Below are 13,988 nucleotides of genomic sequence, written 5' to 3'. Positions count from 1 at the left end.
CGCTTGGCGGGGGGAATGGCTACTCTGCCAAGTGCCATCAGCAGGGACTGCCATAGAAGGCGAATGAAAAAGGACCCGAACTGCGCATAGTTCGGATCCTCGACAGATTTGGGGTCTGTGCCCCTGTCAATTTATTGGCTCAGTCGATGACGCCGTAAAGGCGGTCGCCGGCATCGCCCAGGCCAGGCACGATGTAGGCGTGCTCGTTCAGCTTCTGATCGACTGCGCAGACCACCACCTTGAGGTTGATGGAGGGGTCCATCTCCTCCTTGAGGCGGTTCAGGCCCTCGGGAGCGGCCAGAATGTTGATGGAGGTCACGTCCTTGGCGCCGCGCTCGGCAAGGTAATTGGTGGCGGCGATCAGGGTGCCGCCGGTGGCCAGCATGGGATCCAGCAGGAAGCACTGACGTCCGGAGAGGTCCTCTGGCAGACGGTTGGCGTAGGTGATGATGTCCAGAGTGTTCTCGTCGCGCTTGAGACCGAGGAATCCGACCTCGGCGGTGGGCAGCAGCCGGGTCATGCCGTCAAGCATGCCCAGTCCGGCGCGCAGGATGGGAACCACCATGGGGCGGGGGGAGCAGAGCTTCTTGCCCACCATGGGTGCGACCGGGGTCTCGATGGGGTGATCCTCGATGTCCAGATTGCGGGTGGCCTCGTAAGCCTCAAGCATGACCAGTTCGCTGATCAGCTCACGGAAGGTGTTGGAAGGGGTGTTTTTGTCCCGCAGTACGGTCAGCTTGTGCTCGATCAGCGGGTGTTCCAGTACGTGAAGTTCCATACCTCTCAGCGTAGCTCAGCGGGTCGGCTTCTGGTAGCGCCCGGCAAGCCATGCTGCCTTCGATTTGGGAGTGGAAATGAAAACGCCGAACCATGCAAGCGCCTGTCGGCGCAAACGCCGCTCGCAGCGGCAACAAACGGAGCCCGGGGCTTAGCCATGGTCCGACGCAGTCCCCATTGTAGGGCATGCCGGGGTCTGATCTGTGCTCACGACGCGCTTACGCTTCCGGCTTGAAAGGGTGGCGGATCCTACTCCAGCCGTCCCCGCCGCCAGAGTGAAGCGCCTCTCATGAAGTCTCGGGCCGTCTGGTTGAGGGAGTTGGCGGTGCGCTGTGCCGCGTCGACCTCCTTGGCCTCCTGACCGTCCAGCTGTCTGCTCTGGGCGTCCCGGATGGTGGTCTTGATGCCGCGGGCGATAACGTCGCAGAATGCTCCGGCCCGTTCCAGAGCTATGGCGAAGTCACCGGTGAAAGCTCCTGAGAGGATGGAATCGGCGGTTCGGATGATGTCGTCGGCCTCCGGGGCCTGATCGACACCGGCGATGGCTGATGCAGCAGTGTCGGTGGGCTCGCCCAGCCGCCATAGACGACTTATTCCATCAGCGTCCTTACGCATCCAGCTGCGAAGCATGTAGAGCCGCCAAAGGATGCCCGGCAGAGAGTCGGGGTCACTGTCGCTCCAGAGCTCGGCCACTATATCCACGCCTTCGCGGTCTACCAGGGTCAGGACTCGTTTGACGATGGCGGGGTCGGCACTGTGGTGGACCCGGTCCAGCAGGGAGGCTGCTGATACATGGCTCATCTCGCTGATCTGCTGTGGATCCATACCTCCGGAGAGCTGGTCGGCGATGGCTGGATCCAGCTGGCCAGGGCGTGAGGGCCGGGATGCTCCTGTGCCAGAGGCCACGAATCCCGTACGGGAGGAGCGGATTGAGGATGAGCCGATTCTGGAGTTGCTGTCAGTAGACAATGGGAGTCACCTTCTGTATGTCGATGATGGTCGGATGGTTGGGGTCGCCGGTCAAACTGAGGACGACCGCGTTGCCGGTGGGCATGAAAGGAGAATCATCAGGCAGCCGTTTGGACAGCGATCCGCTGGAGCACAGCCCGCGTAGCTTTTCAAAGATACCTCCCAGGACCGGGCGATGCATGCAGATCATGATGGTTCTGTTGCCTGTCAGCAGGTCGGCCATCTGCCTGTCCAGCCAGCTGTGGGCCTGTTCGGGGCGTCGGTGGTAGGAAGACTCCGTCAGGCAGGCTACCATCTCCATGGGCAGGCCTACCTCATCGGCGTAGGGTCGCAATGTCTGCACACAGCGGATCCAGGGGGAGGACAGGAGGCGGTCGGGCGCGAAGCAGGCTAGCTCCCGAGCCAGGGCGTAAGAGGTGCCGGCACCCCTGGGGGTCAGAGGACGATTCGCGTCCTTACCTGTCCACTCCTTTCGGGCCACTGCCTTGCCGTGGCGGACGATGATCAACTGACGAGCCCGGACGCCGCCCTGCTCCACCCGATCCACGAAGGCATCCAGTATGGTTCTGTCGCTGGGGTGGGTCAAAAGTTTGCGGGCTTCGGAGGCTCCGACCCATCGTATCTGGTCGACTTCCCTGGAATCTGGCCGGTGGATGGGCCCCAGCAGTGCGCTCTGACCGGCGGCGTGTTCCGAGTCGGTCAGCGTGGCCATCCAGTAACAGATATGTTTGAGCCTGCCGCCCTTGCCGCCCCGGCGTCGGCCCTCGTTGTTCAGGGGATATTCGGCATCTCCCAGGTATGGCCCCAGCCGGACAAGACAGCCTGTCTCCTCGCCCACCTCGCGCACGGCCGCCCGCATGTGGGTCTCACGGTTTTCCAGCTTGCCCTTTGGCCAGCTCCAGTCGTCGTACTTGGGACGATGTACCAAACAGAGCTCCAGGTCATCGAGGTCGGAGCGTGGGTCGGCTCCTGGGGCTGCCCGGCCGTCGTCGCTGAATTTCATCCATCCCTGGAAGCTAGTGCGCCACCGGTAGAGGATGGCTCCGGCGGCCTCGACCGTCCTGCTCATGGCCGAATGCCATCCCGATCGTCCGCCTCGGCAGCGGACTCGCCGGCCTGGAGGCACATCATCATCGCCTGGCCCTGGGGGTTCGGGCGTGACGATCGATCAGATACTCCTGAGAGTCGACCAAAGGCTTGCCCTGGTCATCGCGGCTGTGGCGCACGTAGGTGCCGTCGGGCTGCATGTGCCAGGAGCTGGTGGTGTCGGCCATCTGCAGATCCACGTAGTCGATCAGTCCCTGCACCTGCTCGGGCGCGGTGATGCGGACCAGTGCTTCCACACGGCGATCCAGGTTGCGGTGCATCAGGTCGGCAGAACCTATCCAGACCTCCGGTCCGGCCAGGGGGCCCTCACCGATCTGGGGGCCCTGGGAGTTGGCAAAGGCGAAGATGCGGCTGTGCTCCAGGAACCGTCCCAGGATGGAGTGGACTCGAATATTCTCGCTCAGCCCGGGCACACCTGGCTTCAGGGCGCAGATACCGCGCTCCACGATATCGATGCGGACCCCGGCCTGGCTGGCCCGGTAGAGGGCATCAATGATTTTTTCATCCACCAAGGAGTTGACCTTGATTCGTATCCACGCAGGCTTGCCATTCAAGGCGGTCTCTTCCTCGCGGGCGATCCGTTGCAGAAGTCCGGAGCGGACCGTGCGTGGGGCTACCAGCAGGCGGTGGAAGGAGGACTTAGGCGCATAACCTGACAGCTGATTGAAGAGCCTGGTCAGGTCTTGTCCCACTACTGGATCGCAGGTGAGCAGACCCAGGTCGGTATACTGGCGGGCGGTCTTGGGGGTGTAGTTGCCTGTGCCTACGTGGCAGTACCGACGCAGGCCGTCCTGCTCCTGACGGACCACCAGGGAGAGTTTGCAGTGGGTCTTGAGCCCTACGATTCCGTAGACCACATGGACGCCAGCCCGTTCCAGCTGACGAGCCCAGGCGATATTAGCCTCCTCATCGAACCGGGCCTTGATCTCGACCAGGGCCAGGACCTGCTTGCCGGCGTGTGCGGCATCCACCAGGGCATTGATGATGGGCGAGTTGCCTGAGGTTCGGTAGAGGGTTTGTTTGATGGCCAGCACTCGCGGATCGGCCGCCGCCTGTTCCAGAAAGGCCTGAACCGAGGTGGAGAAGGAGTCATAGGGGTGGTGAAGGAGGATGTCATGCTCGCGTATGGCGGCGAAGATGTCCTGAGCCTGGCTGGATTCCACCTCGGCTATCTGTCGATTGGTGGTGGGAATGAAGGGGCGGAACTTGAGGTCGGCCCGGTCGATGGACTGCAGCTCGAACAGGACCGTGCAGTCCAGGGGAGCAGGCAGCCGATAGACCTCCTCCTGGTTGACTCGCAGCTTGCTGGCCAACAGCTGGGAAAGGAAGGGAGAAGCGGAGTCGGAAATCTCCAGGCGGATGGGCGGTCCGAACCGCCGCTGCAGCAGCTCCTTCTCCATGGCGTTGAGCAGATTTTCGGCATCGTCCTCCTCGACGTCAATATCCTCGTTGCGGGTGACGCGGAAGGAGCGGGCCTCCTTGATGATCATGCCTGGGAACAGGTATTCCAGGTGGGCGATGATCAGGTTCTCCATGGTGATGAACCCGTAGCGCTCCTCCCGACCCTCCTCGTCGGTCAGATCATCCACAGGAACCAGACGGGAAAGATTGTCGGGAATCTTAACGCGGGCGAAGTGGGTCTTGCCCGAGGTTGGGTTCTCTACTAGGACCGCAAGGTTCAGGGAGTTGCCTGAGATATAGGGGAAGGGATGGGCCGGGTCAACGGCCAGTGGTGTCAGGACTGGAAAGACCTGGTTGCGGAAGAAGTTGGTGAGCCGTTCCTGCTCCTGGCTGCTCAGTTGTGTCCAGCTCAGCAGGATGATGCTTTCGGCGGCCAGATCCGGCAGGATGTGGTCGATTACATAGTGGGCATGCTCGTCCTGAAGCTTGTGGGCCTGCTCGGAGATGGCCCTCAGCTGCTGACGGGGGCTCATTCCGCTGGCTGCTGTTACAGCGATGCCGGTGTCTACGCGACGCTTCAGACCCGCCACGCGTACCATGAAGAACTCATCGAGATTGCTAGCAAAGATGGCGGCGAAATTGGCCCGCTCCAGCAGGGGTACACTCTCATCTTCGGCCAGTTCGAGCACGCGTTTGTTGAACTTGAGCCAGCTCAGCTCCCGGTCGAAATAGCGGTCCTCAGGCAAGGGCGAGACCGGGTGATCCGAGTGCTTGGATACATGCCGTGCCTGGCCGTCGGTCTCGGCAATATGCTCCGCAATCTGGCTCCGTAGCAAGGCCTTGGAGGGTGCGTCAAATTTCTGAACCATACCATAGCACTTTATTCCCAGGTGCCGTCCTCTGCAATCGTTGATAAAGCCTGTGGATAAATAGGAACGGCCCCCCGCAGGAGGCCGTTCCCGCAAGGTCGGTCCAGATGGAATCTCTGCACAACATCATCGTTGCAACGGTCAAGTCTTATACACCCGTCCAACGTATCGGTCCTAGTGGCCATACACTTTGTGGGCTTCCGTGCTCTTGAACCGTCCTTGTATAAGCTATTATGCCAGTTTTGAGGCCGATGGCAAGCCTGTCCATCGGCTGGAACGGGGGAAGGCTGCCGACTTGGTCTTTTGTGTGATCGCGTGCATTGAGGCAGGCCAAATACACCAGGTTTGGAGGAATCTGTTGCTTCCGTGTGATCATCTGTGGCATTTCATGGGCTTGGACTCAAAAACACTGCAATTTCACGCGTGTCGCGGTCTTGATGCATTTATACACAAAGAGGGCGAAGCGATGTGGAGACATGAGGTAGTCGACCACATCAGCTCCGGGGACTGGTGCTGATGCCAGAGGGCGGATGTACTGGTAGCCATGACTGGAATGAGCATAGGCAGACGGCCGAAAGTTATAAAAGACGGCATGAAAGGGTGGGAGCCTGAAAGGACTCTGCACTCCCTTAGTTCGGTCGGGTTGTCCTCGGAGCACCAACCAGGCAGGGGGGCGGGCGAGGATACTGGCATCGGCCGGAGCGACCCAGAAGCCAAATATGGGTCCGCTGTGGCCGGATTGGTCTTTCTCTCAGCTTCAGGAGGCATTGGGCTGACAACCATGACAGCTTTGATGGCCAAGCAGCTTCGGGGCATGGTCCCGTCATGCGCTCTGGTGGATCTGGACCTGGACGGCGGAGGGATGGATGTTCTGGTCGGCATCGAGGGGGCGCCTGGTATGCGGTTGGGACGAATCCGTGCTCCCCTGGGCCGGGTGGATCCTCAGGCCCTCCGTGAAGAGCTGCCGGTCTGGGATGACATCCCGTTGCTCAGCAACGATCCTTGGAGTGCTCCGTCACAGGGTTGGTGGGACGTGGATGCAGCCGTCAACGCAATGGCTGGATTTGCTGATCTCCTGCTGATCGATGCCGGTCGAGGCCGTGGTCTGGGTAATCTGCGCTCGCTGAAGGGTCTGCCTTCGTTGTTGATGGTGGATATGACCGTGCTGGGCCTTGCACGGGCGAAAGCACTGCTCCATGCTCTGAACGGCCGCAGAGGTGCGGGCGACCAAGCTCAAGACGGTCCATTGATTTCGTGTAGGCCCCCTATGGCTCTGATTGGGATGATGCCCACTCAGCACCGGGTCAGTCATGGCGTCGACCCGGAGCAGGCGGAAGAGTTTCTGGGCCGATCGGTGGACGTGGTTCTCAATCCGCAACCGAAACTGTCTGCATCCGTCATGGATGGACGTGGTCTGGAACGGGTGCCGCGTGCTTACGCCCGGGCTCTTCATCCCCTGGTGGAGCGGATCGCAGGAATGATCGTCGGCGAAAGAAGGGAAGAGCGGATCTCTTCTCGCGAATTGACTCGGTTTAAGGCTGTCCAATGATCGAGAGAAGCGGGGAAAACATCGAAGGTTCATTCCCCGATGGTGATTCCGCCCAGCCGCCCACTTTCGGGTACTTGGATGGGCTGGTGAGCGATCCCGCTGTGACTGACATCGCAGTGACCGGACAGGGCAATGTCTGGATCGACCGAGGTGCGGGCATGGAGGAGGTTCTGCTCCGGCCTGGGTTTGCAGGCCCTCGGGCAGTAAGGGACTTTGCTGTGCAGTTATGCGCTCAGCTGGGGCGTCGCCTGGACGATGCTCGACCCATGGCCGATGCTTCCAGCAGGGAGGGGATCAGGGTCCACGCCGTCCTGGCCCCGCTCGTTCCCGAAGGCGCTGCCATTTCCATCAGACTGCCCAACAGAAACCCGCCGGGTCTGGAGGAGCTGGTTGCTGGCGGGCTGTGTCCAGCCAGTTGGCTCTTTATCCTTCGGGCGCTAGTGGTCAATCGGGCGACCATTCTAGTGACTGGTGGCACGGGTGCCGGCAAGACCACACTTCTGCGGGCCTTGCTGGGCATGTGTTCACAGGAGCAGCGGCTGGTCGTCGTAGAGGAAGTCCGTGAGCTAGGCCGTATTGCAGGTCATAGGAACTTGGTTTCCCTGGCTGCCAGAGAATCCAACATTGAAGGGGCAGGGGGTGTGGGGCTAGTCGATTTGGTTAAGGCCACACTACGCATGCGGCCCGATCGGATCATCCTGGGCGAATGCCGGGGAGAGGAGATAGCGGATCTGCTGCGAGCTTTCAATTCTGGTCATCGGGGTGGCATGGCCACTCTGCATGCCGACAATGTAGAACGCGTTCCTGCCAGGTTGGCGGCCTTGGGGCTGCTGGCGGGGCTGGATCCGAAGGCCTTGGCGGCTCTAGCTCAAGGGGCATTTGACGTTGTTATCCACCTGGAACGAACCGGAGGTCATAGACATATCGCTCAGATTGGCCGACTAACGACGACCGTTGACGGTCGGCTTTTGGGGGAGGCTGTCTGTACCTGGCCGGGCCGAGGGGCAGCTACATATGGAACGGCCTGGTCGAAGTTTGCCAGGCTGTGGGGCATTGTGACCAGCGCCTCGGCGAACGCTGCGTAGTTGAGGTGGATTATGAATGGCGAGACTGCAGCCTGGTTGGCTGCGATGATAACGTCTGTTGCCTGTCTGGCTTTGTTTCCGCATAGAGGCGACGTGGCCGCAAGGCTCAAGGCCATGTCAGTCAAGCCTTTTGCACAGTCGGATCGGCCCGGCCTGGCGGTGCTGATCACTTCCCTGCTTGCCTTTGTAGACAATGGAGGCGGTCTGATAGAGGCTTTCGAGGAGGCATCCGGGCGGCAGTTCGCCACCCAGGAGGTCACGCGGGAACGTGTCATGGCCATGTTGGAGAACCGATGCCTGCCTCAGGAACGGGGGCCGACTCTGACAATTATGGCCCAGGCTCTGATGGCCTGTTATGGGCTCAGCGCCATTATGGGTTGCCGGGCTTCTGATGGGCTGCGGACCGTGGCGGTTATGCAGAGGCGGCGGGCGGCGCTGGATGAGGCCCGGGAAAAAGCCTTTGCTGTGCCCAGGGCCACGATCCGCCTCCTGTCGATCTTGCCGGTGTTGACAATCATCATGGGAGAGTTCATGGGTGCGCGACCGTTGACCTTCCTATGTCGCCCGGGCCCGGGAACCATATGTCTGATTCTTGGAGCGGCCTTCTATGTTGTTGGTCTGGTTTGGATACATCAGCTGATGAACGAGCTGGGCAGGGAGGATCTGTGGATTTGAAACCGCTGATTGCCGCTCTGTCGATCATGCTGGCCCTTCTGCTCATGGAATTCGACGGCTTTGGTGAGCGATTAGCCGATGAGCAGGTATCAACTCCGCCTTTGAGCCTGGTATTAGCCTTGCTGGGGGTCGCTGTTCGTCAGGGAGCTTCTCTGCCCAGAGCTCTGGGGGTTATTGGCGGGCTGTTGCCAGGCCCTTATGGGCTTCGGATGGTTCAAGTGGCTCACCTGCTCGAACGCGGTAACGGGTGGGATCTGTCCTGGTCGGGGGCGATCGGCGATTCTGATTACGGGCAGTCCATCCAGGTCCTGGCTGACTGTTTGGAGCCGTCCTGGCGTTTGGGATCATCGCCTCTGACGCGTATCGAGACAACCATCCGTCAACTGGATCACCATGCCCGCAGCGCGCTGGCCCAGACCACGGCGACGATCACGGTCAGGCTGCTGGTGCCGACCGGGCTGTGTATTCTGCCGGCCTTCGTGCTGATCGGAGTCATCCCTTGCATTGCGGCCTTTGCGGGTGGGATGTACTGATGATGTGGAGTTTTTGTGGGCACAGTTGTCCACAGGTTGCCGATGCAGGTCCACTCGTCCACATGCATCCGACAAGGCGACAGAGACGTGCTGGAACGGGCACAGTGAAAGGTATCGGATGCCGATTCTTTGAGGAACGGCCATTCGCCGGGGCGGGGAAGACAAGGAAAGGCAAAGGTGAGAACGATGACATATTCACAGGAGGTTGCGACGGTTTTCCATCTACAGACAAGGCAGGCAGGAGGCCAATTGGTGCCGGCTACGACATGGTCTGCTGCAAGTGCCGGATCGCAGTGGTTACAAAGAATAAGGCAGCGTTCCAGCCGGTTCATGGTGGCTTTATACGTTCGCGTCAGTCAGGCTATGGATTCTGGAGTGCGTGCCCTGCATGCGCGGCTGAGCGTGGTTCTGGCTAGGCCTGAATCCGGGGCCATCACTGCTGAATACGCCGTGATCATGGTGGCGGCCGCCACGCTGGCCGGTGTATTGCTGGCCATCGTCAAATCCCCTTCCACACGCACTTTGCTGATGGGGCTGGTGAAGAAGGCACTCAGTGCTGTCGGCTGAAAGACGGTATGAACGCAGACGAGGGTGGCGATCCGATAACGGCACGGTAACGGCCGAGTTCGCCATCGTTCTTCCTGCTGTCATGGTCCTGGCTCTCATACTGCTAACGCTGACCCAGACGATTAGGATTGGCATGGTCTGTCAGGATGCGGCCAACGCGGCTGCCAGAGACCTGATCGTCACTCGTGGCAAGAGCGATTCTCAAGAGCTGGTGTACCGGATGGCTGGGCCGCATGCCCAGGTTAGGCTGAGCCCATCAGCCGGACAGACGGCAGTCAGGGTGTCATGTCCAGTGGTTGTCGGCCCAATGGGCGTGCTGCCTGCACAGGTCCATGGCAATGCCGTGGCCATCTTGGAGGAATGAGTCATGCCCGGACATGCCAGAAAGACGCACCTGAAGCGTACCGGTTCATGGATAAGGGGTTCGGATCCGGGTTCCGGCACGGTTATGGGCATCATGCTGATGGCTCTGGTCGGCCTGGGTCTGGTTCTGGCGGCGCTTCTGGGCAATCTCATGATCTGCCGGACGCGTGCACGTACCGGTGCCGATGTTTCGGCTCTTGCTGCAGCTTCTGCCCTGGACGAAGGACAGGCTCAGCCATGTACTCTGGCCTCCCGGGTCGCCCGTCTCAACCGTGGCGTCCTGACGGATTGTCAGGTGGATGGAGGTGATGTGAGGGTCTCGGTAGGCGTAGACACCGGAGTCCCGATGATGCCCCGTTTGGTCCAGTCTGCCCGGGCAGGCCCTGAGCCCTGTGGATGAGGGAAGGAAGCGGGGCGAAAGCCATAGGAAGGTAAGCGAACGTGTCTAAAGAAATGGATAGCCTTGAATCATGGCACTAGCACTCTATCGGCGGTATCGGCCTGACACTTTTGACGGCATTATCGGTCAGAAGCAGGTCACGGTCCCTCTCACCCGAGCTCTGGATGAGAACCGGCTGACCCACGCCTACCTCTTCTCCGGCCCCAGGGGATGCGGAAAAACCAGCAGTGCCAGGATTTTCGCCCGCTGCGTCAACTGCGCCAAGGGGCCGACCAGCCATCCCTGTGGAGAATGCGACAGCTGCAGGGATCTGGCCACAGGAGGCCCTGGTTCCATCGATGTGGTGGAGATTGACGCCGCCAGCCACAATGGAGTTGACGATGCTAGGGAGCTTAGGGAGCGGGCAGGTTTCGCCCCTGTGCGTGACCGTTATAAGATCTTCATTTTGGACGAGGCTCATATGGTCACCCAGCAAGGATTCAATGCCCTGCTGAAGATCGTCGAGGAGCCGCCGGAACACGTCATGTTCATCTTCGCCACCACAGAGCCGGAGAAGGTGATCGGCACCATCCGCTCCCGGACCCACCATTACCCCTTCCGTCTGGTGCCCCAGGAAGTCATGGGGCCTTACTTGGAGGGCATTTGCGAAAAGGAGAACATCAAGGCCGAGCCTGGTGTGCTCAAGCTGGCCATGCGAGCAGGAGGCGGATCGGTGCGTGACACCCTTTCCGTGCTGGACCAGCTCATGGTAGGCGCTGACGAGCACACCATTACCTATGATGCGGCTGTAGCTCTGTTGGGGTTTACTCCTGCCGCACTGATAGCCGAAGCTGTTGATGCAATGATCGCTCACGATGGGGCTGGCCTCTACGGGGTTATTCAAAAGGTGGTCGTCGGTGGGTTTGAGCCCCAGCGCTTCGTTGAGGATCTGCTAGCCCATGTCCGCGACCTGCTGGTTCTCAAACTGGCGGGAGAGCGGGCTGAAAGCGTGCTTAGCGAGGATGCTGACGACGACCAGGTGGCCGATCTGCATCGGCAGGCGGATGCTCTGGATCTGCAGGTCCTGACCAGAATGGCTGACATCATCAATGATGCACTGGCGGGAATGAACGGAGCCACCTCCCCCAGGATGCGCTTGGAGCTGCTGGCTGCCAGGCTGCTGGCAATTGGCTGCGAGCCTATGGAGCGACCGGCCCCACGGGCGACATCCACTGCTGATGCGGCCCTGGCGCCCGCCCGCAGCGGGTTCATCGGCGCTGACAGATCGCAGCAGAACGGTCGGCCGTCCAGAGCATCCCAGTCTGGGCATGCCGACGAGGCTGATCGCTCTGAACAACCTGGCAGGGTAGGCTCGTCGTCTGCAGCAGCGCCCGTTTCCTTTGCCGGGCCGCAGAACATGGCAGGTTCGCATTCCGATTTCTCTGCTGGCGGACGGCAAGAGCGCGAAGGATGGCCCACCCATTCCGGCTCAGACTCTGCCCAATCCGAGCACAAGCAAGCACTTTCCTCGTTGACTGAGCAGCCGGCGGGGCAGGCTGGATCATCCAGTCCTTCCGGGCCTGCCCGGTCTGCGGAACTGCCTCAGTCTGCACAACCGGAGGTTACGCGAGGACAGGAAACAGAGATCCCGACCGGTACAGAGCTGGATAAGCGCTGGGATGCTCTGGTGGCTGCTCTGCCGGATGAGGTCCGCCAATATGTGGTGCGGGACCGGGTGCCTACCGTGGCCATGAAAGCAGACCCCTCCGGCCGCAAGCGACTGTCTATGACCTTCGACCGTCCACTCAGCCAGCATGCTTTCGCCATGGCCGTGGCTGCGCAGTCGGTTGACGGGGAGACCAAAGTTCCACGTATTGTCATGGTCCGCGCTCGCAAGGAGTTCGGACAGACCACTATGATCGCCCCATCGGGGACGGCTGCCAACGGCGAGACGGTAGAGTCCGTCAACAAGATGTCTCCCCAGCGTCGGGCAGAGGTCAAGAAGGAGGTGGCTCTGGCGCGGGCTGGCTTGGCCACCATGAACCTTGGAGCGGCGGTCATGCCTCATGCGGCCACGGAGCAAGGGCATGCCCCTAGAGAGATGACAGCCTCGGCTGGTCATCAGGGTGAGACCGGAGCATCGGCGTCGGACGGAAGGTCCACCTCTGGAGAAGCTGCAGGCGACGGAAACTCCGACGACGCTCACCACCCGGTCAGCGGCCCGGTCCAGTCGTTTCCGGAACCGTTGCCGGCGGCAGGCTTTGGCTCAACCGCTTCAACGGTGTTGCCGGACGATGATCCCTGGGCTCACCCCATTCCAGCGACTCATGCGCCACAAAAGACCTGGCAGTCTGGTGAGGGCAGCGACGGGTCCACTATTCAGAAAGACCATGAGTCCAAAAAAGTTGCTCTACCGGACATGAGCGATGACACGGATCCTTGGGCCCTGCCCGATTCCGGAATCACTGCCGCAGCCTCTGGCGGCCAAGGTCGCGGAGCTTCGGATCAGAGGCCTGAAGTTTCAAAGTCGGTTGATTCGTCCGGTCAGGGAAACACATTAGGTGCAGCCTCGGTTGCTGATAGCGGAACCATGGCAACTGGTATCCCAACCTCGTCAGATGCCCAGGGTGACGATCGCGGTTCAGATATCGCCGGTGACTCGGACGGGCCCGCAACGGCAAAGGTCTCTGGATCTGAGGTCAGGAGGACGCTAGCAGGCTTCGCTAGCTCGGCCTCCAGTGGTCTCGATCAGGATGGGGCTTCGTCCGCTGTAGCTGCCTCCCAGGATTTGGGGCCTTCAGTGGATCCCGAGGACGATGTCTATTCCATGGACGATGCCCGTCTCGGGGCGGATAATGCCATGAACCAGGATGAATTGACCAAAATGTTTGACGTGACCAAGGTGGAGGATTTTGCTGCTGACGACCCTCAGAATCCGATCAACGTCCAAAAGCGCCGGCAGGAACAGGCGCAGCGACAGGGAGGTGAATGATGGCTGCTACCTATGATGGAGCCATTCAAGAGCTGATTGATGCTTTTGCCCAACTGCCGGGCATTGGCCCCAAGGGGGCGCAGCGCATCGCCTTCTATATTCTGGGAGCCGATCGGCGCAGTGCTCAGGACCTGGCTGATGCCATTGTCGCCGCCAAGGAGAAGGTTCGGTTTTGCGAGATCTGCGGCAATGTTTGCGAGACCAGCCCATGTCCCATCTGCCAGGATCCACGTCGTGACCGCAGTATCATCTGCGTAGTCGAGGAGCCCAAGGACGTCATGAGCATCGAACGTACCGGCGAATACCGGGGTTTATATCATGTGCTGGGCGGGGCCATCGACCCTATGTCCAACGTCGGGCCAGGCGATCTGCGCATTCCCGAGCTCTTGAAGAGGTTGGGCACGGATCAGGTAAAAGAGGTCATGCTGGCCCTGGATCCCAACATCGAAGGCGAGGCCACCACCACCTATCTGGGACGACTGCTGGGGCCTCTGGATCTTCGGATCACCAGGCTGGCCAGCGGTCTGCCTGTCGGTAGTGATCTGGAATATGCTGACGAGATCACCCTTGGCCGGGCAATATCCGGCCGTCGCGATCTGTAAGGCACGCAGTCACTGATTCGAGGTTTCCCCCGCTGCCGTCGTTGTTTCGCATATTGGTGGAGGGGGTCTGATAGAACGGTGTCGTTCGTATAATCCATGTAATCAACATGTTGCAGATGA

The 13,988-nt window shown here is 60.5% G+C and carries 13 protein-coding genes; 9 read left to right on the top strand and 4 right to left on the bottom strand.

The window, feature by feature from the left end; translation table 11 throughout:
* Window positions 1-139: 139 nt before the first annotated feature.
* The 4 genes from upp to DKK74_RS07880 form a co-directional block, all read right to left on the bottom strand.
* Entirely contained in the window at window positions 140-778 is a 639-nt protein-coding gene (gene upp, locus DKK74_RS07895; protein WP_110413538.1) for a uracil phosphoribosyltransferase, read from the bottom strand.
* Between the two features lie 248 nt (window positions 779-1,026).
* The gene (locus DKK74_RS07890; protein ID WP_181414984.1) at window positions 1,027-1,722 is read right to left on the bottom strand and encodes a thymidine phosphorylase; all 696 of its coding nucleotides are present in this window, start codon (window positions 1,720-1,722) and stop codon (window positions 1,027-1,029) included.
* A gap of 13 nt (window positions 1,723-1,735) precedes the next feature.
* Entirely contained in the window at window positions 1,736-2,815 is a 1,080-nt protein-coding gene (locus tag DKK74_RS07885) for an NUDIX hydrolase (protein WP_110413536.1), read from the bottom strand.
* 61 nt (window positions 2,816-2,876) lie between these two features.
* The gene (locus tag DKK74_RS07880) at window positions 2,877-5,123 is read right to left on the bottom strand and encodes an RNA degradosome polyphosphate kinase (protein WP_110413535.1); all 2,247 of its coding nucleotides are present in this window, start codon (window positions 5,121-5,123) and stop codon (window positions 2,877-2,879) included.
* 781 nt (window positions 5,124-5,904) lie between these two features.
* Between DKK74_RS07880 and DKK74_RS07875 the strand changes: the two genes are divergently transcribed.
* From DKK74_RS07875 to recR, 9 genes are all read left to right on the top strand, one after another.
* On the top strand, window positions 5,905-6,672 hold the full coding sequence (locus DKK74_RS07875; RefSeq protein WP_146210560.1) for a hypothetical protein: 768 nt from the start codon (window positions 5,905-5,907) through the stop codon (window positions 6,670-6,672).
* Window positions 6,669-7,757 (top strand): CpaF family protein, encoded by a 1,089-nt coding sequence (locus DKK74_RS07870; RefSeq protein WP_110413533.1) that lies wholly within the window; start codon window positions 6,669-6,671, stop codon window positions 7,755-7,757. The genes DKK74_RS07875 and DKK74_RS07870 overlap by 4 nt, the downstream gene beginning before the upstream one ends.
* Before the next feature lie 12 nt (window positions 7,758-7,769).
* Complete coding sequence (locus DKK74_RS07865; protein ID WP_110413532.1) at window positions 7,770-8,432, top strand: pilus assembly protein; 663 nt, start codon at window positions 7,770-7,772, stop codon at window positions 8,430-8,432.
* Entirely contained in the window at window positions 8,423-8,965 is a 543-nt protein-coding gene (locus DKK74_RS07860; RefSeq protein WP_110413531.1) for a pilus assembly protein, read from the top strand. Before DKK74_RS07865 ends, DKK74_RS07860 begins: the two co-directional genes overlap by 10 nt.
* A 330-nt stretch (window positions 8,966-9,295) precedes the next feature.
* The gene (locus DKK74_RS07855) at window positions 9,296-9,532 is read left to right on the top strand and encodes a DUF4244 domain-containing protein (RefSeq protein ID WP_110413530.1); all 237 of its coding nucleotides are present in this window, start codon (window positions 9,296-9,298) and stop codon (window positions 9,530-9,532) included.
* A complete protein-coding gene (locus tag DKK74_RS07850) occupies window positions 9,519-9,896 on the top strand; it encodes a TadE family protein (protein WP_110413529.1) in 378 nt (125 codons plus the stop codon). Before DKK74_RS07855 ends, DKK74_RS07850 begins: the two co-directional genes overlap by 14 nt.
* A 3-nt stretch (window positions 9,897-9,899) precedes the next feature.
* Entirely contained in the window at window positions 9,900-10,295 is a 396-nt protein-coding gene (locus DKK74_RS07845) for an Rv3654c family TadE-like protein (RefSeq protein ID WP_110413528.1), read from the top strand.
* Between the two features lie 70 nt (window positions 10,296-10,365).
* The gene (dnaX, locus tag DKK74_RS07840; RefSeq protein WP_110413527.1) at window positions 10,366-13,266 is read left to right on the top strand and encodes a DNA polymerase III subunit gamma/tau; all 2,901 of its coding nucleotides are present in this window, start codon (window positions 10,366-10,368) and stop codon (window positions 13,264-13,266) included.
* Window positions 13,266-13,868: a recombination mediator RecR gene (recR, locus tag DKK74_RS07835; protein WP_110413687.1), complete on the top strand. Its 603-nt coding sequence runs from the start codon at window positions 13,266-13,268 to the stop codon at window positions 13,866-13,868. Before dnaX ends, recR begins: the two co-directional genes overlap by 1 nt.
* The last annotated feature ends 120 nt before the right edge of the window (window positions 13,869-13,988 follow it).

The organism is Bifidobacterium asteroides, from assembly GCF_003202755.1.
Lineage (GTDB): Bacteria > Actinomycetota > Actinomycetes > Actinomycetales > Bifidobacteriaceae > Bombiscardovia > Bombiscardovia asteroides_F.
The sequence above is the reverse complement of the archived record's forward strand: the minus strand, read 5'-3'. Positions and strand labels throughout refer to the sequence as shown.

Bases quoted from the DNA above. Each gene is read 5' to 3' on its own strand.
- recR (WP_110413687.1), top strand. From the start codon at position 13,266: ATGGCTGCTACCTATGATGGAGCCATTCAAGAGCTGATTGATGCTTTT.
- dnaX (WP_110413527.1), top strand. From the start codon at position 10,366: ATGGCACTAGCACTCTATCGGCGGTATCGGCCTGACACTTTTGACGGC.
- DKK74_RS07885 (WP_110413536.1), bottom strand. From the start codon at position 2,815: ATGAGCAGGACGGTCGAGGCCGCCGGAGCCATCCTCTACCGGTGGCGC.
- DKK74_RS07855 (WP_110413530.1), top strand. From the start codon at position 9,296: ATGGTGGCTTTATACGTTCGCGTCAGTCAGGCTATGGATTCTGGAGTG.
- DKK74_RS07880 (WP_110413535.1), bottom strand. From the start codon at position 5,123: ATGGTTCAGAAATTTGACGCACCCTCCAAGGCCTTGCTACGGAGCCAG.
- DKK74_RS07865 (WP_110413532.1), top strand. From the start codon at position 7,770: ATGAATGGCGAGACTGCAGCCTGGTTGGCTGCGATGATAACGTCTGTT.
- DKK74_RS07875 (WP_146210560.1), top strand. From the start codon at position 5,905: ATGACAGCTTTGATGGCCAAGCAGCTTCGGGGCATGGTCCCGTCATGC.
- DKK74_RS07870 (WP_110413533.1), top strand. From the start codon at position 6,669: ATGATCGAGAGAAGCGGGGAAAACATCGAAGGTTCATTCCCCGATGGT.
- upp (WP_110413538.1), bottom strand. From the start codon at position 778: ATGGAACTTCACGTACTGGAACACCCGCTGATCGAGCACAAGCTGACC.
- DKK74_RS07845 (WP_110413528.1), top strand. From the start codon at position 9,900: ATGCCCGGACATGCCAGAAAGACGCACCTGAAGCGTACCGGTTCATGG.